The sequence below is a fragment of the Saccharopolyspora hattusasensis genome, assembly GCF_050972075.1.
GTDB lineage: Bacteria > Actinomycetota > Actinomycetes > Mycobacteriales > Pseudonocardiaceae > Saccharopolyspora > Saccharopolyspora hattusasensis.
Genome location: NZ_JBPCDC010000001.1, coordinates 717061 through 737071, shown reverse-complemented (window position 1 = coordinate 737071; position 20011 = coordinate 717061). Strand labels below are relative to the sequence as shown.

Below are 20011 nucleotides of genomic sequence, written 5' to 3'. Positions count from 1 at the left end.
CGGCAACAGATAAGGAATCCAGCCATGAGCTACGGCGTTTTCGAGAAGACTTACGCGGCGGCCGAAGACCGCTACGACAAGATCGAGTACCGGCGTGCCGGCGACTCCGGCCTTGACCTGCCCGCGTTCTCCTTCGGCCTGTGGCAGAAGTTCGGCACCGACTACCCCTACGAGACCCAGCGCGAAATCGTGCTGCACGCCTTCGACCTGGGCATCACGCACTTCGACAACGCCGATCGGTACGGCCCGCCGCACCGCGCCGCGCAGCAGCTGTTCGGGAGGGTGCTGGGCAAGGACCTGGCCCCGTACCGGGACGAGCTGATCCTGTCCACGAAGGCCGGCAACCCGATCGGCCCCGGCCCTTACCAGAAGGGCGGCTCGCGCAAATCGCTGCTGGCCTCCCTCGACCACAGCCTGCGCGATCTGGGCACCGACTACGTCGACATCTTCTACAGCCACCGCGCGGACCCGACCACGCCGCTGGAGGAGACCGTCGGTGCGCTCGTCAGCGCGGTGCAGCAAGGCAAGGCGCTCTACGCCGGCATCTCCAACTACCCACCCGGGCGGGCGCACGAGGCGGCCGACCTGCTGCGCCGGTCGGGAGTTCCGCTGCTGGTCCACCAGCCCCGGTACTCGATCTTCGACCGCAGCCCGGAGCACAACGGGCTGCTCAAGCTGGCCGCCGAGGAAGGGTTCGGCCTGGTCGTCTACTCGCCGTTGGCGCAGGGACTGCTGACGGACAAGTACCTCGAGGGCATCCCGGCGGGTGCGCGCGCGGAGAACAGCACGTTCCTCTCACCTGACGTCATCGACGGCACCTATCGGCAGCGGGCCAACGCCCTTAACCAGATCGCCGAGCAGCGCGGCCAGTCCCTGGCGCAGCTGGCGCTGCAGTGGGTGCTGCGGCAGCCGCAGGTGACCTCGGCGCTGATCGGGGCCAGCTCGGTGCGGCAGCTGAACCACAACGTCAAGGCGCTCGAATTCCCGCCGCTGACGGAGGAAGAGCTGGCCCTGATCGACGAGCACGGTGTGCACGGTACCGGGCTGAGGCTCTGAGATGACCGACCTCGTTGAGACGATCGGGGCCGGTGTCGAGGATGGCCGCCCCTTCCGCCTGGGCTTCCTCCTGCACCTCGACGGTGATCAGCCGCCGGCCCGGGCGTACCGGGAAGCGATCGAGCTGTTCGCGGTCGCGGAGGAACTGGGCTACGACTCGGGATGGGTCATCCAGCGGCACTTCCGGCAGGGCAACGAGCACGTATCCGCGCCGCTGATCTTGCTCGCCGCGATCGCTGAGCACACCAGCCGGATCGCGCTGGGCACCGGAGTTCTGGTACTCCCGCTGGAGGATCCCCTCAAGGTCGCCGAAGACGCGGCGACGCTCGATGAGCTCAGCGGCGGCCGGCTCGAGCTGGGTGTCGGGTCGGGACCCTTCCCGGGTGCCTGGGAGGCATTCGGGAAGGACTTGGCCGACAGGCACCGGCTCTTCGACGAATCGGTGGCACGGCTGCACGAGGTGCTGGCGGGTGCGGCGCTCAACAGCCTCGGCGAGGTGCTCCACCCGCCCGCGGCCGGCGTGCGGCGACGGTTGTGGCAGGCCCCCACCAGCGACCCGCAACGGGCCGGTGCCGGGGCGGCCGCAGCCGCACTCGCCGGCGACGGGCTGCAGCTCTCCCGCGCGACCGGCTGGCGCGGCACGACCGTTCGCGAAGCGCAGCATCAGCAGGCGCGGTGGATCGCGGATTACCGCGCGGCCTGGCGTGAGCCCGACCGGCGGGCCCGGGTGCAGGTCTCCCGGGCCGTCTACCCGCACCCGGACCACGAAGCGGCGGTGCGGCTGGTCACGCCCGGCGTTCGCCGTTGGCAGAGTTGGCTTTCCGCTCGGCGCGACGTCGCCGGCCTCGACGTCGAGGAGTACTTGACGGGCGACCGCGCGCTGCTCGGTCCGCCGGAGGCACTGGCCGCCGAGCTGGCCGCCGATCCCGCGTTGCGCGAAATCACCGACCTGCTGGTGAGTTTCGTCCCAGGGGTGCCCGATTTCGACGAACACGTCCGCCTGCTCACCTCCGGCGCGCGGGAACTCGCGCCCCTGCTCGGCTGGCGACCCGCACCGCTGTCCCCGGCGCAACCGGCGGGCCGCCCTCTCGTGGGAACCGGCCACCGCACCGGGCGATCAGACCGAGCCATCACGTCGAGAGGGACACCATGAAGGGATTCCACCTCAACCTGTCGGTGATGACCCCCGGCCACTTCCGCCACGCCGGAGGGCGGCCTGTTCCAGGACGCCTACGGCCACCGCACCCTCCGCGGGCGTCTCGGGCTGCCGTTGCCGAGCCGACCACTGCCGACAGCGCTCAAGGCCCTGGCGTGATGTCCGCGCTGCGCATCGCTTTCCAGGGCGAGCCCCATGCAATTCGCACAACCGGCCACCGATCAGAACAGGGGACTCAGCCATGAGCCTCGAACTCCTCTGGTACATCCCGAACCAGGTCTATCCCGGCCATCGCGGCGACGACGTCGTCGACGAACACAACAGCCTGGCGACCCTCACCGGCCACGCCAAAGCCCTCGAAGAACACGGCTGGGGCGGCGCGCTCATCGGCGCCGGATGGGGCAGACCCGACACCTTCACGGTCGCCACCGCGCTGGCCGCGCAGACCACGACGTTCCAGCCGTTGATCGCGATCCGGCCCGGTTACTGGCGTCCGGCGAACTTCGCCGCCGCCGCCGCGACGCTGGACCACCTAACCCGCGGTCGGGTGCTGGTGAACATCGTGTCGGGCAAGGACGACCTGGCGGCCTACGGCGACAGCGAAGGCGCTCAGGCCCACCGTTACTCCCGTACCCGGGAGTTCCTCCAGATCGTGCGCAAGCTGTGGACCGAGGAGAACGTCACCTACCGCGGCGAGCACTTCAGCGTCACCGACTCCACAGTGCTGCCCCGACCGGTCGTCCGGGGCGAACGCCAGCACCCCCGGCTCTACTTCGGCGGGGCCTCTTCAGCCGCCGAGGAGGTGGCCGCTACCGAAGCGGATGTCCAGCTCTTCTGGGGCGAGCCGCTCGACGGAATCAGCGAGCGGATCGACCGGCTCAAGCGGCTCAGCGAGAAGCTGGGCCGCGAGCACGCTCCGCTGGAGTTCGGGTTGCGGGTCACAACATTGGTGCGGGACACCACCGAACAGGCGTGGGCCGACGCCGAGGCGAAGGTCGCGAAGATGGCGCAGGTCAAGGGAATCGGCCTCCTCGATCCGAACCGGCGGACCGCCGCGGGTCAGCAGCGGCTGCTTGATCTGGCCTCGCGGGGCGAGGTCCTCGACGACAACCTCTACACCACGCCCGGCAAGTTCGGCGGCGGAGGTGCGGGCACCACCTGGCTGGTCGGTTCTGCCGAAGACGTGGCCAAGTCGCTGCGGAAGTACCAGAGCCTCGGCATCACCCACTTCGTGCTCTCCGACACCCCCTACCTGCCGGAGATCAAGCGCCAGGGCGATCAGCTCCTACCGCTGCTGCACGGATGACCCGTACCCCCGGATGCGACAGCGACGTCCACTTTGGACATAGCCCCCGCGCGGGCAACGTGGCATCGCCGTGAGCGGCACGGGCCACAAGGTGGCGATGCGCTACACGCACGACGTGGACGCCTACGCCCCTGGCGCGACAGCTGAAGCGTCCCCCCTGCATCCACGATTCGGATGCAGGGGGCGCTTTCTACTGTTTCAGGGCGCTGCGCTCGGCGGTAGCTGGTTCTGGGCATCGAGCTGATCCCTACCTGAGTTCCTTGATCAGGACGTCGAAGATCGGCGAACCAGGTAGCGGGTTCCGCTTTTGCGCGACCTTCTGCCAACCCCAGTTGGCGTAGGCGTGCTGAGCGGGACCGGCTGCAGGCTGCACCGTGAGGGTTGCTCGTTCTTCGGTCCGGTTTTCCAAGAGAAGATCGTGGAGCCGGGTAGCCACGCCTGCACCTCTCCACGGACGGCGAACGAGCAGCCGCTCGGAAGTCAACGACGGCCACGACGTCACCGTAGCGGGCCGCAAGGCGCTCTAGGTTCGCGTCTGGGTCAGATCCTGTGCAGGGCGGCGAGCATCTTTGCGAGAACGTCAGGCGAGCGCGAGGCATGCGAGTAGGCCGTCTGTAACGCGGCGGCACGTTCGCCGCCGGCCGCGTGCTCTTCGGGAACCGGTAATGCCGGTTCGGGCTCGGTCACGACCGTGACCCGACCATTGCCGCCGGGTTCCTCGTTGATGTCACCGGTCCACATGACTCCGGACGCGATGATGCCGGTCCGGCGGTGTTTTCCCGCCATGGCTAATTAGGTCCCCTCTTGCTGCTGTGCGATGTCGTCGCACTCCACGCACACCGGCCATCCCGCCGGAGCGTTCTCGACCGGCCCCCATCCGAGACGGCCGCACAACCCGGCCACGACCTGCCGACCGTCGAACTCGCGGCGGGGTGACTCGACGGTGACGCGGTGGACGAGCCGCTCCCGCCACGAGATCGAAAACCCCGACTCGCTCGGCACCTCGGTCACCAGCGATGAGAATTCCCCGGACCGGTCAACCGAAGCGACGGTGCTGACGGCGGCGAGCGCGAGGTAGCACGCTGCGCAGGGTGCGCCGCCGTAGGTTTCGACGAGCTCGGCATCACCCGGCGCGAGACGATCGCCGCACACCGCGATCCAGATGGACCGGCCATTTTCAGTGCCGGTCTGAACACGTCCGGTCTCGCCGGCGAGCGCCTGTTCCGTCGTCGACGTATCGGCGACCTGGTAGACGTGAACCTCCGGTGGACCGCTAAGCGGGGAGCCGGTTCGGCGGCGTGCGAGTACTACCCGCATCGCCGCCACCCCTGACTGGTGCGAGTGGGGGTGCCACCGGCCGGGGCGGGAGGAACAGAATCCCCGGCCGGTGGCATGACTCGCCCCACTGCCCAAACGGGGGCGCAGCGACAGCGGGACGAGGCCCCGTGCGAGGCGTCGGGAGTCCGGTCCACGGCTCTGGACCGGATCGCCTCGGCAGCGCGGCGCGCTTGTCGCACACGGCGCCGCGACACGGGGTGAAGAACTCGGAACTCGTCGACCAGATCGACGGCCACGAACGCCCAGACGAGCGTGAACGTCAGCACGGTCACGAACCACAGGAGTGCGTTAGTCACGGCCCATACCTCGCGACGCACCCCGGCGCTGGTACAACGGGCCGGTCACGGCGTCGTAGACCGGTGGGCCCTGGTGTCGGCGATGGCGGCCGCCGGAAAGCGATTCCGCCGCCGCTCGCTCAAGCAGGAACTCCACCGTGAGGGCTCCCTCATTGGCTCCGGCGTGCTTCCCGGGATCGAAGTAACCGCCGGCCGCCACCGACATCAGGACGGCGAGCACGGCGAGAACCAAGGCGAGGGCGAACCAGGCTGCGATCATGCGTCGGCCCTCTTCGCATCGACGATCAGCACACGACCGGGCTTACTGTCGGCGCGGAGTGCGGCCGAGAGGTTGTCGCAATAGACCGCCAAGCGGTCGCGTTCGGCGGCGTCGTAGCGGCCGGCCTCAAGGTCGTCGTCGGCGACGCCCAGCGCGATGATCACGCCGCGCATCATCTGTCCAAGCCTGCGGGTGTCGGGAGCGTTCATCGCGCACCCGCCACGGGCGGTATTGGGCACTGCGCGAGCTCGTGCGCCTTGGCATTGCAGGCCGGGCAGGTATTCCACAACCACGGGATATCGCCGGTCTCGACCTGCAATTGACGCTTGCAGAGAGTCTTGACGACCAGACCAGCCGGATAACCGGTATGCGGCGCCGGATCAAGACTCGCGTGCCGTTGACCATCGGCTGGCGCCCACCGGAACGGATGAGGCATCACGCCACCACCCGTGTGGACACCAGCCCGACAGCCACGAACGCACCACTAAAAACGAATCCGGCGAGCGCGAATGCGCCCGCATTTGAGTCCAGCATCAGGCTTCGTTCCATCGACACACAGTCCTTGGCGTAGTCGGATCAGCACTCTCTGTTGATCACCTGCTATCCAGGAGAGTCCCATAGGACATGTCCTAACGGCAAGAAGAGCTGGGGGACAGGCGTACCAAGCACCCATTCGGAGGATTCCTTCAGGACATGTCCTGGTCGTGGGAGACTGTCCACGCCTGTGATCAACGTTGGGAGGTCTACGTGTCGAAACGTCCAGGTCCGAGCGTCCGCCGACGCCAACTTGGCGCCATGCTGCGCGAGCTACGGCGTGGCGCTGGCCTCACGATTAAGGACGCCGCCGAGTGGCTCGTCATGGGAGAGTCGGCCGTCAGCAAGATCGAGAAGGCCAAGATCGCTATCAAAGCGACTCATGTTCGAGCACTTGGCCAGCTCTATGACATCGATGCCGCGAAGCTCGACTACCTTTTGAAGCTGGTCAAGGAATCCAACGAACGCGGGTGGTGGACTGCCTACCGAGATACGGTGCCCGAATGGTTCCGGCAGTTCGTCGGGCTCGAAGCGGACTCGCTCGACTTGTGGAACTACGAGGCCGAATACGTTCCGGGACTCCTGCAAACGTCGGACTATGTCCGGGAGCTCATGAAGGCCAACCGGCCTGACATGAACGAGGACGAGATCGAACGACAGGTGCGTCTACGCCGCGAACGTCAAGAGCGGCTCGACGGTGGCCAACCGCCGCGTCTCCACTTCTACATCAACGAGTCGGTGATCCGACGCCCCGCTGGCGACTCTGCAACGTGGCGACGCCAGGTAGAGCACCTAATCGAGTCATCCAAGCTCGATCACGTCACGCTGCGGATTGTGCCCTTTTCGGCTGGCCCACACCCTGCCATGTCAGGCAGCTTCGTGATGATGCAGTTCCCCGAGGAGGACACGCCAGCCTTCGTCTACCTGGAGAACCAACGGGGCGCGGTCTACCAGGAAGATCCGGGCGACATCGACCGCTATATGGTCACCGTCGAGGTTCTCGAACGGCTCTCGTTGAGTCTCGACGACTCGTGCGGGATGCTGGGCGATGCGCTCAAACCCCTGTGAAGAGCGAAACACGGAAGGGGCACATGAGATGCCCGACATGAGGAACAGCTACAGCGCGTGGCGGAAGTCGACGCGTTCCAATGAGAACGGCGGCAACTGCGTCGAAGTTGGCTTCGCCGACACGGGCCGGGCCGTCCGAGACACCAAGCAGGTGGCCGACCCGAATAGGCCGGTGCTGGAGTTCAGCGGGAACGTCTTCACCGCGTTCCTAGACCGGGTGAAGTCCGGCGAGCTCGACTGACTCGGCCACGCAGCGCGCCCCCTGTCTCTGCTTGGAGGCTGGGGGCGCTTCTGTGCGGTGACCGGACCTACTTGTCGATCATGTGAAGCGCTCCGGCTGGGCTGGTCTAGAAACCCACATCGGGCCGTAGATGACCAGCTGGCCCTGCTGTAGTGGCCGGTAGCCGTCCCGCTACAGTGCCTCATCCCGTCGAGCACGGGAGGACCATCAGGATGGATCCGTTGCCAGTGGGCGCGACTCTCGCTGACCTCCAGTGCTACGTAGCGAAGATGGAGGATGAGCGTGGGTTCTCCGACAGCACTGTGCTGGAGCAGTCCCTCAAGCTCGGAGAAGAGTTCGGCGAGCTGTTCAAGGCCATCCGCAAAACGGAAAACCTCCCGATCGACCACACGTCGATCACCGGGACCGTCGACGAAGAACTGGGGACATCCTGATCTACGTGTGCGCAATCGCCAACCAACAGAACATCGACCTCGACGAAGCGCTACGGAACAAGGGACTCCGCAACGAAACGCGGGTCTGGGTATAAAGGAGCGCGTCGGCGTCGGGGGTCTCGGGCACGATCACGTTCATGTCTGCCGTAGAGGACGTAGACAAGGCACTGAGCTTCGTGCTGGGCAAGCTCTCCGAAGCAACAGAACAGCTCAGCACTGCGCAGGCCGCCCTGGAGGAGGGCGGCACCGGTCTCTCGGTGCTCGACGGCACCAACGACGGCGAGGCGCAACAAGCCCTTGTGTACCAACAGGAAAGTGGTGACCAACTCACCCACGCCCAGGAGGTCCTGCGTCGCTGTACCGAACAGATCAAGCAATACCAGCCGCGCGTTGCGACGAGCCGAGCACCAAGTACCCCGTCGCGAGAGTCGGCCGCCCGACCTGACGGCAGAACGCGATCATCGCTTCCACGGCCACCGCAGCGAGAGACGACACACGGCCGCTGGTTCACCCCCAACGGCGACGCCGCACGCCAGCGGAGCGTCGAGCAGACCGCCGAACCCACTGCCTGGGATAACGTCGAAGGCGAGAAGCCGAACCCGGCAGACATCCATACCCCGGACCTCAAACAAATCCACATCCTCGACGGCGAAGGCGACGGGAAAGGTGGTCACGTCGCAGGAACAGGAAACCCCGGGAAAACCGAGTTTCCCGAAGCCTGGGATGACGACAAGATCATCGACACGGTTGAAGATGTCGCAAAGAACCCGGACAGCCCGCCCACCCTGGAAAAAAGCGGGAACTACAAGTTCAACGGAACCAGGGACGGTGTGGAGATTGAGGGTTACGTGACTCCCGGCGGACAAGTCCAAACCGGCTACCCGGTTCGTGGAAAGGGCGTTATGCAAAACGACGAGTTTGGCAATCCGCACCCGGTATCCTCAAGCAAGTGAGCGGAGACAGGACGACGATGGATGCTGCCAAGCTGAACGAGGGTGCACGCGAGCTGCTGGAACAACTCGCCGACCGGCTCCCGAAGCGTCGGCTGCCCTCGTACCGGGCGCTGGGCGAAGCGGGCGAGTCGATCTTGTTGCTCAACGAGATCTGCAAGATGCTGGTCAACCGCCACACCGAAGTGACACCGGCGGAGAAAGACACGTTGACCCAGCTCCTCGGCATGGTGCCAGCCGACGCCAGCGACTACGACTACATCAACAACCGCGATCAGACATTGGCTTCGCTCCAGGTTGCCGATCAACCACGAGTGGTCACCAACGCCGACCAGAACTGGCTCAACACTAAATCTCAGCAGCTGCTTGAGCGCTTCGCAGGCCGGCTGTCACCACACGATCTCGAAAGCAACCGCACCCTGAGCTTCGTTGGAGAGCAAGCGATCATGCTCAACAATCTCTGCGCCAGCCTGGTCAAGGATGAGATCTCGGTGACGCCGCATGAACAGCGGGCTCTGGCCGAGTTGCTGAACTGGTTCCGCCCGGCAGCGGTTGCCGATCTCGCATACATCCGCGACCGCGAGAACACGCTTGCGTCGCTGAACCTCACCAACCGGCCTTGAGCGGGCCTTGAGCCCGTTCGGCGTCCGCCCACGTCGTTATCCTCCGCAGCAGAACCCCCGGCGCGACCCCTGCGCTGGGGTTCTCGCTGATCGGGGCGTCCATGTTTGTGATCTTGTGCGTAGCGGCCGGGTAGCAGGAACGCAGGGCCAAAGCCCTTAGCAGCACAAATAGATACCGCCGAACGGTAAGCGGCCGGTGGGTTCGGCGCAGGTTGTAGTGCCGTACCGGCGTGGCTCTCGTGCGGGCTCGTCGCCTTGGTGCTGACGGACAAGTACCTCGAGGGCATTCCGAGTCCCTGGCGCAGCTGGCGCTGCAGTGGGTGCTGCGGCAGCCGCAGGTGACCTCGGCGCTCATCGGGGCCAGCTCGGTGCGGCAGCTGGACCACAACTTCAAGGCGCTCGAATTCCCGCCGCTGACGGAGGAAGAACTGGCCCTGATGACACCCTGATCGACGAGAACACAACTCATCGGAATCAAGACCGGTAAGAACCGGTATCAGCACTCACGACCCGACGGGCACCGGCATTCTCGTGGGAAGATCGCCGAAATGGCGATAGATGGGCTTTTTGCTGCTTCCGTGGGTGTCGGGTTCGGCATGGGTGCACAAGCAGCAAAGTATCTCGTCGTGGATCTTGAGGGCACCGGCCGCCGGGCGCGGTTCCTGATCCGGACCGCGACGGCACGCACCGGCCGCTGTGTGAACGCCGTGGGGTAGCTACATCGCCACGCCGTTGCCGAGTGCGCTGCCGGATTCGATCGCCGCCGGGTTCACGGCCAACTGCGTGTGGCGGATGAACGGTCCGCGAACCTGACGGGTGCGTCAGGCCCCTGTGCTTGTGTGGGTGGCGAACGTGTCCAGCGCCGCTTTGAAGGCGTCGGGGGAGACGCCGAACGGTCCGTGCAGCGGGTGCAGCAGCTCGATCGAAATGAAGATGGTGAAGCCGATGGTCAATGTCAGCAGTACCATCGTCACGACGTTGGCCGGCCGCATGCTAAGCCCGGTGATCAGCGGGAATGCGATCATCAGCACGCCGCCGAGGATGCTGGCCATTAGCAGCATGATGTTGAAATTCTGGTCATCGGTGGCCACGTCGACCCGCTGGCGATGCCCTTCGTCGATCTGCCGGACGTTCTGCATCGACTGTTCCCGCGCCGTCTTGAGCGTCTCGGTGTCCGCAGGGAGCGCGAGCACCTCGGCACGTAGCGAGTTCAGCAACCGGTCGGTCTCGGGGTCGGTCTCGCCCCGGTCCAGTGCGGACCATTCGTGGTCGGCGACCCGCGCTGCGTACTGGGCGGTCAGGGCCTGGATGGTGGTTGCGTGTGGCTCGGGCGCCCTGCTGACCTGCCAGTGCGTGTCGATGAGCGCGTTCGCCTCTTGGTCTGAGGCCTTGCTGATGTCGTCGCCGTTCTGCCAGGCGAACACGATGTAAAACGCCAGTACAACGGTGAACAAGGCGTTCAGCACGCCGCCGGCGAACGATTGCGAGTCCGAGTCCGCCTCACCGGAGGCTGCGGTCTTGCGGCGGGCGTTGAGCACGGTGAACCCGACGACGAACAGGGGCAACAGCACCAAAGCCAGCAGGGTGAGGAGAAGCACGGAACGTCCGTTCTTGGTTGCCTGACAGGACAAGAATGGGAGCGGATGTGGAGCGGAACCACTCGACCTTCGAAAAACATTACCTGCTGCGGATTGACGTGAAACCCGTCTTGTGACTAGTGCCGGCAACTTCACACGATAGGGTGATCTTGAACGGTCGTCGGGAACGGTTACTGCGCATCCGCAACCGCTTCTTGGCGCCGTGTGGTCTCGGGTAATGCCTGAACATGTGGCCGTGGAGTCCATGATGGACATTTGGAAATGCCCTACAGGCACCCGTCTCGTCCCTGCTACGGTCCAGTCGGGTTGATGTGAAAACCCAGGCGGACGTCGTCGCCGGGTTGGATTCGGCCAGCAGGTGTGGGAACTTCTCCCGAGCAAACACACGAAGGGCGGTGAGATGCTGTGCGGAAACGGCGTGTGTCAAGGCCATCCTGGTTGCTCGTGTTCGCGCTGGTGTTGCTGGCGCCGCTGCTCTGCTCCGCGTACTTCCCCGGGGCCGCGCGGGTCGAGCCGGATGACCCCGGCGCGGGGTCCACGACGGTCACCGGCGTCTCGCCTCCCGGTGCTCCGTCGGTGGCCAAGCTGGAAATCCCGCGTGGAAAGCGGGTTGTCGATGCGGAACTCCAGTGGACCGGACTGCAGTCGACCGGCAAGCCGAAGGACTGTCTGCTTTCCGGCATCGGGGAGCTGGAGCCGGTCGTGCCGGCGCTTCCGATCGGTTCGGAGCGGGTGGTGGCCGAACGCATTACCGGGGGTCCGCATGGCGACATCGCACACGCGAACGTGACCGAACGTCTGCCCGGCATGCTCGCTGCCGATGGGAGCACGATCGCTTTCGACGGCTCCTGGCAGGGGCCTGGGGCTTCCTGCGGCGTCGGTTGGACGCTGCACGTCATGTGGACCACCGGGAAGCCTGCCATCGATATCCGCACAGAGGCGACTCCAGCGGAAGGCCTCCCTGGTGACCGGCTAAGCCAGACCGCCGTGATCACCAACACTGGTGATATGCCATTGGTCGGTGTGGTGGCCGATCTCGATTCCGGACCGTGCCCCATCCCGATCGGCCGGCTCGATCCCGGAAAGCAGCGCGCGGTTTCCTGCCCGGGTAAAACGCCCTTACACGGCCAGGTGGCCGCGGAGGCGCGCGGCTGGAGCCTCGGGGGCTGGCCGGTTCATGCGGAGGCGATCGGGCCGGTTCAGCTGCTTCCCCCGCCGCAAGCGGCGGTGTCGCTGGACATCGGGCAGATAGAGCGCATCCCGGGCACGGATGCGGCCGAGGTTCCGGTCACGGTGCAGAACATATCTTCATCGGTACCACTGGTCGACGTCGTGGTGACCGGGCGGCCGGCTTCTTGCCGGCGCGAGGTCGAACGCCTGGAGCCGGGGGAGATTTTTTCCTACCGCTGCCGGGCGAGCCTCGGGGAGTCGGTCGACCTCACGGTTGTCGGGAGACCGTTGACCGGGGGTGAGGTGGCGGAATCCGCACATCTGGTGCGAGCCACCACGCATGCGGTGGTGCCCGCCGCATCGCCCGTCACGCCCCCTGGCGCCGCGCCTGCTTCGCCACTCGATGAGTCTCCGGCGCCGCGCTACGAGCAAACCGAACCCAGTGTCATGCGGGAATCGCCCGAGAAGGTAGCGGGTTTCATCGCAATCCTCGGTGTGCTGGTGATGATGGTCAGCGTCGGTGCGCTGTCCTCGGCGACCCGTGCCGGCAAGTGACCTCGCGCGGGAGCTTCGCATCGGTTCGGCTTGTTGAACAAGACGAGTAGCTAGGAGTCGCGCATGTCCGCAGAACTGGTCGTCGTTGGGCTCGGTTACGTCGGGTTGCCGCTGGCAGCCCGGGCGTGTGAAGCCGGTTTAGCAGTCATCGGCCTGGACATCAACAGCGGAGTGGTGGCCGAGATCAACGCGGGTCGCTCGCACGTCCGGGACGTCTCCGACGAGGCGATCGCCGGCATGGCAGCGAGCGGATTCACCGCGACTACCGATCCTTCGGTGCTCGGCGACGCCGACACCATCGTGCTCTGCGTGCCCACGGGGCTGTCGGACACCGGTGAGCCGGACCTGATGGCGGTGCGGACGGCGGCCCAAACGGTTTCCGGGCACCTGCGCCCCGGCACCCTCGTGGTGCTGGAATCCACCTCATATCCGGGCACCACCGAGGAGGTGGTGCTCCCGATCCTGGAGCGGGGCAGCGGGCTGCGCGCCGGTGGCGATTTCCACCTGGCCTACTCGCCGGAGCGAATCGACCCGGGCAACGCGGCGTTCGGTGTACAGAACACGCCAAAGATCATCAGCGGTGTTACTCCGCTTTGCGCCAAGTACGGCGTCGCGTTCTACGGCCGATTCGTCGACACCCTCGTGGTGTCCCGCGGCACGCGGGAGGCCGAGATGGCCAAGATCCTGGAGAACACCTACCGCTACGTGAACATCGCGCTGGTGAACGAGGTCGCGCTGTTCTGCGACCAGATGGGCATTGACGTCTGGGATGTCCTGCATTGCGCTGCGACGAAACCGTTCGGTTTCGCCGCGTTCCATCCCGGACCGGGGGTCGGGGGCCATTGCATCCCGGTCGACCCGCTGTACCTCCAAAGCAAGGCGCACAGCGTGGGATTTTCGTTCAACGTGCTCGCCGCCGCGCGCGAGGTGAACCAGCGCATCCCGGAGCACGTGGTGACCCGGGTGGTGAAGCTCCTCGAGGAGCAGGGACAGCCGGTTTCCGGTGCGCGGGTGGTGCTGCTGGGCGTGACCTACAAACGGGATGTGGCCGATACGCGCGAGTCGCCGGCGTTCCCGGTTGCGCGCGGCCTGCTGGCTCGAGGCGCGGATGTCCGCTTCCACGATCCCAACGTGCAGTCGTTCGCGGTGGACGGGGCGGCACTGGTCAAAGTGGACCAGCTGGCCGATGCGCTGCAGACCGCGGACATCGCGATCCTGATGCAGGACCACTCCTGCTATGACCCGGTAGAGCTCGCCGCATCCAGGTGCGCGCTGCTGGACACCCGGGGACGGAGCACGGGCGCGAACGTGACCCTGCTGTGACGGCCTGTTCGTGAACTCGTTTTGCACCCACTGACATCGTCGGCGAGATCACCGGACGAAGCGGCCGGTGCTCATCCCGTGGGGGTGGCACCGGCCGCGTTTCGCCGCTGGTGGTTTACTTCGCGGGTAGCAGTGCGGGGGCGAATGCGACCGGCATTTCCGGCTCGAGCCGCAGGTCCGCACCGGTCACCGGTGTCTCGGCTTGGATCAGAATGTTGTAGTGGTTCGGAAAGTGGCAAGCGTCGAAGCCCAGCACGGTCCCGAGCAGCGTTCCCCCGATCCATAACTCGTCGCCGCGGTCGATCACGCCGGCGCACCCGATCTCGGCGAATCCCAGGAAGCCGACGCGGTCGATGCGGGCGCCGGGCGAGGTGTCCTCGTGGTCGGTGGTCACCAGCTCGTGGACCTCGCCTCGCCGGACACAGCGGCTCGCGTGCGGTTCGAGGGACATGCCCCGTTGTTCCCGGCGGTGCAGCAGCACTTTCACCAGCGTGCCGCTGACGGCTCGTTTCGCGCCGTCCTCTTCGAAATTCACCTTGCCTGCCCTTCCGGCGCCAGGACGCCGGCTCGTTCGATTCGATAGCTCTGTGCGACGAGGTCGAGTGCCGGTAGGCCGCCGTCCTCTCGCGGGGCACCGGAGACGGTCGCGGCGAAGTCGCCGAGGATTCCGGCGTATTCGTGCCAAAGCGAGGATTTGAAGCCAGGGTGACCGGCCAGCATGTCCGCATGGAACCGCGTTCCGCCCGAGAGCAGGACGTCGACGTCTTTGATCTCCCCGGAATACGACCAGTCGAGTTCGACGGTGGCCGGGATGCCGGTGGCCGAGCGCAGTTCGATCACGGCTCGGCGGTCCGTTCCGCGCCGGTCGCGTCGCACGCTCGCGGCCGCGACCGTGACATCGCCGACGAACATGCGAACCAGGTCGAAGGCGTTGGGCCCGTTGTCGGCCACGCATCCGCCGCCGCACCGCAGCGGGTCCAGGTACCAGCTGTCGGCACCTATGTGGTCTTCGATGAGTTCGTTGTACCGGACGGTCAGCTTCTCGATGGCGCCGCCCCGGCGGACCTGGTCCGCCAGGCGCAACACGTTCTCGTTGTACCGGCGGTGGAAGGCGGTGAACAGCGGTGTTCCGGTGGCGTCGGCCAGCGCCGCTAGCTCGCGGCCGTCGTCGAGCGACACCGCCAACGGCTTTTCCACGCAGACCGGGAGACCCGCGCGCAAGGCGTCCCGGCACACCGCCGCGTGGACGTCGTTGGGCGCGGTGACCACCACGGCGTCCAGGGCTACCTCCTGGAACATCGTGCGGTGGTCGCCGAAGCACGGCGTGCCGGATCGGTGCGGTGCCAGCGCTTCGGCACGGATGTCGCACACCGCCGCCAACGTCCAACCGGGATCTTGGTGGATCGCGTCCAAGTAGTACTTCGAGATCGTGCCCAGGCCGACGACGGCCACCTGTCGCGCGTTCCCGGCTGTGGGGGTCACTGGTGCCCACCCGCCGGTTCCGTGCCGGGCAGCCCGAGTTCGAGCAGTTCGCGGTGGACGTGTGCGGGGATCGGGACTCCGCAACGGTGGCGTTCGAGGGCTCGTTCGGCCTCCCACCAGCCGGGATACCGGACAAGGTCGCCCGGGGCTGCCGACGGGCAGTCGGCCAGGGTGGTGAACATCGTGTGCGCGTCGGCGCCGAAGGCGCCATCTGGGCGAAGCAGATCCGGCGCGATCGCCAGGACGAAGAAGCCGATTCCGTCGTCGCGTCCGTGCGGGCCGCCGTCGCCCTGCAGGGCCGCCGGCGCGGGGCCGAAGTCGGCGCCGGGTAACAACGCGGCCAGCAACTCGACGACGAGACCCAGTCCGTAACCCTTGTAGGCGCCGGTTTCCGGGGATCCACCAAGCCAACCCAGGTGCGCCGTGCCGCGGTCGAAGACAGCGGGATCGGTTACCGGGTTCCCGGTGTCGTCGGTGAGCCAACCCGGTGGAATGGTCTCGCCGCGGCTCGCGGCGATGCGCACCTTGCCGGTGGGAACCACCGTGGTGCTCATGTCCAGTACGAATGGGTGGTCCGGCAAGGCTGGGGCAGCGACGGCGAGCGGATTGGTCCCGAGCATCGTCAGCGCGCCGAGCGGAGGCCGGGCGATGCGTTGGCCTCCGCAGTTGCTCGCGACGATACCGACCATGCCCCGCTCGGCGGCACGTGTCGCGTGATAGCCCGCACAGCCGAAGTGCGTCGCGTCGCGGACGGACACCAGGCCGATCCCGTGTCTTCCGGCGCGTTCGACGGCGATGTCCATCGCTTCGGCGGCCGACCAAAGGCCGAGTGCGCGCCGCGAGTCGACGACGGCGCACGCACCGGTGTCCGTGACGATCTCCGGCTCCGCGGCCGGGTCGACCCGGCCGGAGTCGAACAGCGGCAGGTAGAGGCGGGACAGGTTGAACACGCCGTGCGAGTCGAATCCCGTCAGATCGCCGTGGCACAGCGCGGAAGCGGCAGTGCGTGCGCGGTGCGGCGGCATCCCGCGTTCGGTGAACAGTTCGCTGACCCAGGCGTGCAGGTCTTCGTAGCGTACCTGGACGGTGCCCGCGGCGGCCCGCGTTCGCTGTTGCAGCGTCATCGAATCTTCCCTTCCTGGAACTGGCGGCGGTGCTGATCGGCGAAGCCGGTGAGCAGCGATGAGACGATGGACGCGTATCTCCGGAGTTCGTCCAGTTCGGCGAATTCCCCTTCGGCGTGGGCGTTGTTCCCGTCGAGGGTTCCGGGACCCAGCACTGCGGTGTAGGTGTCGGGAACGCCGTGCATCCAGATCGCGTCGCAGGTGAAGGCCGGGGTGCTGTCCGGCCAGCGAGCCGCGCCGGCGTTGGTAAGGAGTTCTTCGGCCCACGCCGCGGAGTTGTGCAGGCACGGCAAGCCGCGCTTGAGCCAGTCCACGCGGGTGATGGACGAGGCGTCGGCCGCGGTGCGGGCGAATTCTCGGGTGCCGGCGAAGGTCGCGGTGAACTGCTCGACTCCGCTGTTGACCGCTGCGAGCAGTTCGGCCTCCGCCGCGGCACCCTCGGAAGCGTTCGAGTAGGAGAGGTTGATCAGCAGTTTTCCGCTGCCGTAGACCCGGTTGTGCAGGTCACCGGTGTGGATGCCGGCTACGCAGAGCCGGCCCGGGCGGTGCCGCGGATCGAGTTCACGGGCGATGTGCTGGGCGAGGAAACCGAGGAGCACGGTGGCGTTGTGCCCGGTGTCGGGCCGGTCGTCGATGGCGCCGTGGCCGTCCACCTGCACGCACGCCGTCATCGAGGCCGTCGCACGGGGCAGGTACTGCAGGCCCGTCGGTTCGCAGAAGATGTTGAGCCGGCCGAAAAAACCGGACTCCACGAGCGGGCGGGTCCCGAAAGTGCCCATCGCGCCGCCTTCTTCGCCCGACACGGCCTGCACGAGTACTCCGACGTCGCGCCCGAGTGCGGGGTTGGTGCGGGTGGCGTCGCGGATGCCCGCGAGCAGGGCCACCGCCGGCCCTTTCGCGTCGATGGCGCCGCGTCCGGTGAAGCGGCCGTCGTGGAAGGCCACCGGTTCGACGCCGGCGACCGTGTCCAGGTGGACGTTGAACAGCACGGTGGCCTCGCGCGGGAGCTCGGGTCCGAGGCGGAGCACCAGGCTCGGTTGTTGTGCGAGGAACTGCGGGTCTGCTGCGGCGTCGCGCACGGTGCGCGGTACGTCGGCACGCGCCAAGACGTCAGGCGCCGGGCTTTCGTGGCGCACCGTCTGGAATCCGAGGGCGGCGGCAGCCCGGGCGTAGCTGCGCTGCGCTTGCCACAGCCGCGGTGGTGGGTCGGCTGCGGACGCTTCCAACGGCCCGACGGTGGGGGTCGCCAGCAGGTGCAGGAGTAGGTCCCGGTCGTCGCGGCCGAAGATCTCGCGCTGCATCACGACGTGACGTGCCCGGTCTTGGCGGAACGATCCGGCTCGTCGAGCGCGGCGGGCGTTCCCGCTTCGTTCAGCAGCGTTTCCAGGCGCCGGCCGGCCTGCACGAACGGCTCCGTGCTGGAACCGGCCGCCTGGACGCCTTCATGCGGCCGGTTGAGCAGGTGCGGTTCGATCGACAAGGCTCCCGGGTAGCCGGACGCGATCAGCAGTCGCAGGCTTTCGGCGACGCGGCACTGCCCTTCGCCGGGCAGGACGTATGCGGCGTCGCCCGGCTCGCCGATCGCGTCCTTGATGTGCACGTGCGCGACGTGCGGCAGGATTCGCCGGAGTAAGTCGTGGGAGTCGTAGCCGTACTCGACGCCGTTGCCCGTGTCGAAGAGCAACCGCAGCGAGGCACCGCCGGCCTCGCGGACCAGTTCCAGCATCCGGTCGGCGTTGCTGCCTGCCCATCCCGCGCAGTTCTCGTGCACCAGCGTGACGCCGTGCTCTGCGGCGCGTTTGGCAAGCCGGGTGACGCGCGTCAGCGCGCGATCACGCCACTCGGTGTGGGGAAGGCCGTCGTTGGGGTAGGACATGATGCGGATCAACCGGGTGCCCAGTTGGTGGCAACGTTCCGCCAGGACGTCGAGTTCGTGCATGTCGTCGGCGAACGGCGAGGTAATGGTCCGGGACCAGTTGCCGATTCGGGAGGCGAGGCACACCACGTCGAGGTCCGCGGCGCGGACGGTGCGCAGCACGCTGGAGAACTGCTGCGCGTCCAGGTCCGCCAGCGCGATCCCGTCTGCTGTGCGCAGTTCGATCGCCGACCAGCCGAGACGTTTGACGGCGGTGATCTGGTCGGTCAGCGCGGTGGCCGCTTCGTCTCCGATACCGGCGAGCGGGTTCGGCACGGGAGGTTGTTCAGCACGCATCGTGGAGAATCCTGCCTTTCGGCGTGGACGTGACGGTCTGCTCGGCCGCCAGGCAGTGCTGCTTCGCTGCCGCAAGCAGCCCGACGACGTCGCAGTGCAGGTCGAACGTCCCGTGGTCGCCGCGCTCGGATCCTTGGAAATGGCGGTAGGCGCGCACCATGAAGCTGGTCAGTGCGTCATCGCGGAAGACCTCCCGGCCCGGAGATTCGCCGCGGATCACCAGCTGTGCGTGGTCGTCGCTGTCGCTGATGGGGTAGTGGCCGATCGCCTGGCCGCGGTCGAATTCCAAGGTGATCTGGCGTTGCTTCACCGGTGCGGTCAGGTCGGAGAAGATCTCGGTGACGACGCCGTTCTGGTGCTGCAGGACCAGCCGTGCGCTGCCCATCCGGGGGAGCACGGCGCTCGGTCCGTGCATGTCGGTCAACTTCGCGTGCCGGACCGTCGCCGGCCCGGCCAGGTGCAGCACTACGCCGAGGGAATGCGGTACCTCGACGTCGAACGCCGTCGGGTGCCCGTCGGTCCCGGTGGAGCGGGTGAACCGGGGTTTGTGCTGCGCCACCGTGATTGATCGGAGTTCACCGAGCCGTTGCTGCCGGATCAATGACACGAGCCGGCGGGTGAGCTCGGAGTCCAGCCAATGCGTCACCACCGCCGGGTCGAGCCCGTGCTGGCCGCGCAGCGCGCTGATCTCACCGAGCTCATCGACACCGGTGGCGAGGGGCTTCTCGATGATGAACCGCTGGAAGCCGAGTTCGGCGAGGCCGGCGAGCGCTTCGGCCCGATTCTGCGGCGGCGTGCAGAGGTGTACCACGGTGCCATCGGGGTCCAGTCGCTGCGCGGCCGCGCGTGCGGAGTCGACAGTGGTCACGCCGGGAGTGGCCGGGCGCTTGTCCGGGTCGGGGTCGCAGGCGACGACGGGACCGGGCCGGAAGAGTTCGCTCGCGGCGGCTCGCGCTTTTGCGAGAACCGGTAAATGCAGGCCGGCGCCTGCCCGGCCAAGGCCGACCACGAATGGTTGCAGCATCGTACTCCGTAGCCCTTGCGGGTTGATTTTGGGGGGACCGGATAAGCGGTTCCATGCCGATCGGAACAACTCGGATCGGCGGAAGTCCGGTCGGAGCGAAGCTACTGTCCTCAGAGGTCTGGTGGAAGTGGCAACGAAACATGGAGATTCATCTCTCACCGGAAAGAGTGAAAAATTCTAGCGAGGAGGCTGACGGCTTTCGGTCTGGGTTGCGAGTCGGCTAGGTTCATGATCGCGAACCCGATCGAGTGTCCTAACAGGA

Annotated in this window: 24 protein-coding genes; 11 read left to right on the top strand and 13 right to left on the bottom strand. The window is 66.8% G+C overall.

Annotation, left to right across the window (positions count from 1 at the left end; genetic code table 11):
* Positions 1–24: 24 nt before the first annotated feature.
* The 3 genes from ACRXBZ_RS03455 to ACRXBZ_RS03445 all read left to right on the top strand — a co-directional run bounded on the left by ACRXBZ_RS03455 (position 25) and on the right by ACRXBZ_RS03445 (position 3518).
* The gene (locus ACRXBZ_RS03455) at positions 25–1056 is read left to right on the top strand and encodes an aldo/keto reductase (RefSeq protein ID WP_433877748.1); all 1032 of its coding nucleotides are present in this window, start codon (positions 25–27) and stop codon (positions 1054–1056) included.
* A 1-nt stretch (position 1057) separates the two neighbouring features.
* Positions 1058–2209, top strand: coding sequence for an LLM class flavin-dependent oxidoreductase (locus tag ACRXBZ_RS03450; RefSeq protein ID WP_433877747.1), 1152 nt, complete (start codon positions 1058–1060; stop codon positions 2207–2209).
* Positions 2210–2453: 244 nt separating this feature from the next.
* Entirely contained in the window at positions 2454–3518 is a 1065-nt protein-coding gene (locus ACRXBZ_RS03445; protein ID WP_433877746.1) for an LLM class flavin-dependent oxidoreductase, read from the top strand.
* A gap of 247 nt (positions 3519–3765) precedes the next feature.
* On the opposite strand, the gene ACRXBZ_RS03440 is transcribed toward ACRXBZ_RS03445, so the two are convergent.
* The 6 genes from ACRXBZ_RS03440 to ACRXBZ_RS03415 all read right to left on the bottom strand — a co-directional run bounded on the left by ACRXBZ_RS03440 (position 3766) and on the right by ACRXBZ_RS03415 (position 5847).
* Positions 3766–3954 (bottom strand): hypothetical protein, encoded by a 189-nt coding sequence (locus ACRXBZ_RS03440; RefSeq protein ID WP_433877745.1) that lies wholly within the window; start codon positions 3952–3954, stop codon positions 3766–3768.
* A gap of 104 nt (positions 3955–4058) precedes the next feature.
* Entirely contained in the window at positions 4059–4304 is a 246-nt protein-coding gene (locus ACRXBZ_RS03435) for a hypothetical protein (protein WP_433877744.1), read from the bottom strand.
* 6 nt (positions 4305–4310) lie between these two features.
* Positions 4311–4835, bottom strand: a complete 525-nt coding sequence (locus tag ACRXBZ_RS03430; RefSeq protein ID WP_433877743.1) for a hypothetical protein — start codon at positions 4833–4835, stop codon at positions 4311–4313.
* Between the two features lie 309 nt (positions 4836–5144).
* Positions 5145–5411, bottom strand: a complete 267-nt coding sequence (locus ACRXBZ_RS03425) for a hypothetical protein (protein WP_433877742.1) — start codon at positions 5409–5411, stop codon at positions 5145–5147.
* Positions 5408–5620 carry a hypothetical protein gene (locus ACRXBZ_RS03420; protein ID WP_433877741.1) on the bottom strand — a complete coding sequence of 71 codons (213 nt, stop codon included), beginning with the start codon at positions 5618–5620 and terminating at the stop codon, positions 5408–5410. Before ACRXBZ_RS03420 ends, ACRXBZ_RS03425 begins: the two co-directional genes overlap by 4 nt.
* Positions 5617–5847, bottom strand: a complete 231-nt coding sequence (locus ACRXBZ_RS03415) for an HC3 family zinc finger protein (protein WP_433877740.1) — start codon at positions 5845–5847, stop codon at positions 5617–5619. Before ACRXBZ_RS03415 ends, ACRXBZ_RS03420 begins: the two co-directional genes overlap by 4 nt.
* Positions 5848–6104: 257 nt before the next feature.
* Here ACRXBZ_RS03415 and ACRXBZ_RS03410 point away from each other — a divergent pair, with 257 nt between their 5' ends.
* From ACRXBZ_RS03410 to ACRXBZ_RS03385, 6 genes are all read left to right on the top strand, one after another.
* Positions 6105–7013 carry a helix-turn-helix domain-containing protein gene (locus tag ACRXBZ_RS03410; RefSeq protein WP_433877739.1) on the top strand — a complete coding sequence of 303 codons (909 nt, stop codon included), beginning with the start codon at positions 6105–6107 and terminating at the stop codon, positions 7011–7013.
* Between the two features lie 28 nt (positions 7014–7041).
* Positions 7042–7254: a DUF397 domain-containing protein gene (locus ACRXBZ_RS03405; protein ID WP_433877738.1), complete on the top strand. Its 213-nt coding sequence runs from the start codon at positions 7042–7044 to the stop codon at positions 7252–7254.
* A 212-nt stretch (positions 7255–7466) separates the two neighbouring features.
* Positions 7467–7688, top strand: coding sequence for a nucleoside triphosphate pyrophosphohydrolase family protein (locus ACRXBZ_RS03400; RefSeq protein WP_223838932.1), 222 nt, complete (start codon positions 7467–7469; stop codon positions 7686–7688).
* 137 nt (positions 7689–7825) lie between these two features.
* Complete coding sequence (locus ACRXBZ_RS03395; protein ID WP_433877737.1) at positions 7826–8641, top strand: EndoU domain-containing protein; 816 nt, start codon at positions 7826–7828, stop codon at positions 8639–8641.
* Between the two features lie 17 nt (positions 8642–8658).
* Positions 8659–9261 carry a hypothetical protein gene (locus tag ACRXBZ_RS03390; RefSeq protein WP_190815155.1) on the top strand — a complete coding sequence of 201 codons (603 nt, stop codon included), beginning with the start codon at positions 8659–8661 and terminating at the stop codon, positions 9259–9261.
* 239 nt (positions 9262–9500) lie between these two features.
* A complete protein-coding gene (locus ACRXBZ_RS03385) occupies positions 9501–9710 on the top strand; it encodes an aldo/keto reductase (protein ID WP_433877736.1) in 210 nt (69 codons plus the stop codon).
* Positions 9711–10082: 372 nt separating this feature from the next.
* Here the strand turns inward: ACRXBZ_RS03385 and ACRXBZ_RS03380 are convergent, their stop codons facing one another.
* Positions 10083–10832 carry a bestrophin-like domain gene (locus tag ACRXBZ_RS03380; RefSeq protein WP_490885439.1) on the bottom strand — a complete coding sequence of 250 codons (750 nt, stop codon included), beginning with the start codon at positions 10830–10832 and terminating at the stop codon, positions 10083–10085.
* Between the two features lie 447 nt (positions 10833–11279).
* Between ACRXBZ_RS03380 and ACRXBZ_RS03375 the strand changes: the two genes are divergently transcribed.
* Together ACRXBZ_RS03375 and ACRXBZ_RS03370 are read left to right on the top strand one after the other, a co-directional pair.
* Positions 11280–12584 (top strand): hypothetical protein, encoded by a 1305-nt coding sequence (locus ACRXBZ_RS03375; protein WP_433877734.1) that lies wholly within the window; start codon positions 11280–11282, stop codon positions 12582–12584.
* 63 nt (positions 12585–12647) lie between these two features.
* A complete protein-coding gene (locus ACRXBZ_RS03370; RefSeq protein ID WP_433877733.1) occupies positions 12648–13907 on the top strand; it encodes a nucleotide sugar dehydrogenase in 1260 nt (419 codons plus the stop codon).
* Positions 13908–14022: 115 nt separating this feature from the next.
* Here the strand turns inward: ACRXBZ_RS03370 and ACRXBZ_RS03365 are convergent, their stop codons facing one another.
* The 6 genes from ACRXBZ_RS03365 to ACRXBZ_RS03340 are packed head-to-tail and all read right to left on the bottom strand — an operon-like array spanning position 14023 to position 19749.
* Positions 14023–14442: a DUF6917 domain-containing protein gene (locus tag ACRXBZ_RS03365; protein WP_168589399.1), complete on the bottom strand. Its 420-nt coding sequence runs from the start codon at positions 14440–14442 to the stop codon at positions 14023–14025.
* Positions 14439–15389, bottom strand: coding sequence for a Gfo/Idh/MocA family protein (locus tag ACRXBZ_RS03360; protein WP_433877732.1), 951 nt, complete (start codon positions 15387–15389; stop codon positions 14439–14441). Before ACRXBZ_RS03360 ends, ACRXBZ_RS03365 begins: the two co-directional genes overlap by 4 nt.
* Complete coding sequence (locus ACRXBZ_RS03355) at positions 15386–16513, bottom strand: Ldh family oxidoreductase (protein ID WP_433877731.1); 1128 nt, start codon at positions 16511–16513, stop codon at positions 15386–15388. Before ACRXBZ_RS03355 ends, ACRXBZ_RS03360 begins: the two co-directional genes overlap by 4 nt.
* Positions 16510–17814 carry a M20/M25/M40 family metallo-hydrolase gene (locus tag ACRXBZ_RS03350; RefSeq protein ID WP_433877730.1) on the bottom strand — a complete coding sequence of 435 codons (1305 nt, stop codon included), beginning with the start codon at positions 17812–17814 and terminating at the stop codon, positions 16510–16512. Before ACRXBZ_RS03350 ends, ACRXBZ_RS03355 begins: the two co-directional genes overlap by 4 nt.
* Positions 17814–18725 (bottom strand): sugar phosphate isomerase/epimerase family protein, encoded by a 912-nt coding sequence (locus tag ACRXBZ_RS03345; RefSeq protein WP_433877729.1) that lies wholly within the window; start codon positions 18723–18725, stop codon positions 17814–17816. Before ACRXBZ_RS03345 ends, ACRXBZ_RS03350 begins: the two co-directional genes overlap by 1 nt.
* On the bottom strand, positions 18715–19749 hold the full coding sequence (locus ACRXBZ_RS03340) for a Gfo/Idh/MocA family protein (RefSeq protein WP_433877728.1): 1035 nt from the start codon (positions 19747–19749) through the stop codon (positions 18715–18717). Before ACRXBZ_RS03340 ends, ACRXBZ_RS03345 begins: the two co-directional genes overlap by 11 nt.
* Positions 19750–20011 lie beyond the last annotated feature (262 nt).

What these genes read in the sequence shown, in the direction of transcription:
- ACRXBZ_RS03455 (WP_433877748.1), top strand. Translation starts at nt 25, where the DNA reads ATGAGCTACGGCGTTTTCGAGAAGACTTACGCGGCGGCCGAAGACCGC.
- ACRXBZ_RS03450 (WP_433877747.1), top strand. Translation starts at nt 1,058, where the DNA reads ATGACCGACCTCGTTGAGACGATCGGGGCCGGTGTCGAGGATGGCCGC.
- ACRXBZ_RS03445 (WP_433877746.1), top strand. Translation starts at nt 2,454, where the DNA reads ATGAGCCTCGAACTCCTCTGGTACATCCCGAACCAGGTCTATCCCGGC.
- ACRXBZ_RS03435 (WP_433877744.1), bottom strand. Translation starts at nt 4,304, where the DNA reads ATGGCGGGAAAACACCGCCGGACCGGCATCATCGCGTCCGGAGTCATG.
- ACRXBZ_RS03430 (WP_433877743.1), bottom strand. Translation starts at nt 4,835, where the DNA reads ATGCGGGTAGTACTCGCACGCCGCCGAACCGGCTCCCCGCTTAGCGGT.
- ACRXBZ_RS03425 (WP_433877742.1), bottom strand. Translation starts at nt 5,411, where the DNA reads ATGATCGCAGCCTGGTTCGCCCTCGCCTTGGTTCTCGCCGTGCTCGCC.
- ACRXBZ_RS03420 (WP_433877741.1), bottom strand. Translation starts at nt 5,620, where the DNA reads ATGAACGCTCCCGACACCCGCAGGCTTGGACAGATGATGCGCGGCGTG.
- ACRXBZ_RS03415 (WP_433877740.1), bottom strand. Translation starts at nt 5,847, where the DNA reads ATGCCTCATCCGTTCCGGTGGGCGCCAGCCGATGGTCAACGGCACGCG.
- ACRXBZ_RS03410 (WP_433877739.1), top strand. Translation starts at nt 6,105, where the DNA reads ATGTCCTGGTCGTGGGAGACTGTCCACGCCTGTGATCAACGTTGGGAG.
- ACRXBZ_RS03405 (WP_433877738.1), top strand. Translation starts at nt 7,042, where the DNA reads ATGCCCGACATGAGGAACAGCTACAGCGCGTGGCGGAAGTCGACGCGT.
- ACRXBZ_RS03400 (WP_223838932.1), top strand. Translation starts at nt 7,467, where the DNA reads ATGGATCCGTTGCCAGTGGGCGCGACTCTCGCTGACCTCCAGTGCTAC.
- ACRXBZ_RS03395 (WP_433877737.1), top strand. Translation starts at nt 7,826, where the DNA reads ATGTCTGCCGTAGAGGACGTAGACAAGGCACTGAGCTTCGTGCTGGGC.
- ACRXBZ_RS03390 (WP_190815155.1), top strand. Translation starts at nt 8,659, where the DNA reads ATGGATGCTGCCAAGCTGAACGAGGGTGCACGCGAGCTGCTGGAACAA.
- ACRXBZ_RS03370 (WP_433877733.1), top strand. Translation starts at nt 12,648, where the DNA reads ATGTCCGCAGAACTGGTCGTCGTTGGGCTCGGTTACGTCGGGTTGCCG.
- ACRXBZ_RS03355 (WP_433877731.1), bottom strand. Translation starts at nt 16,513, where the DNA reads ATGACGCTGCAACAGCGAACGCGGGCCGCCGCGGGCACCGTCCAGGTA.
- ACRXBZ_RS03350 (WP_433877730.1), bottom strand. Translation starts at nt 17,814, where the DNA reads ATGCAGCGCGAGATCTTCGGCCGCGACGACCGGGACCTACTCCTGCAC.
- ACRXBZ_RS03345 (WP_433877729.1), bottom strand. Translation starts at nt 18,725, where the DNA reads ATGCGTGCTGAACAACCTCCCGTGCCGAACCCGCTCGCCGGTATCGGA.
- ACRXBZ_RS03340 (WP_433877728.1), bottom strand. Translation starts at nt 19,749, where the DNA reads ATGCTGCAACCATTCGTGGTCGGCCTTGGCCGGGCAGGCGCCGGCCTG.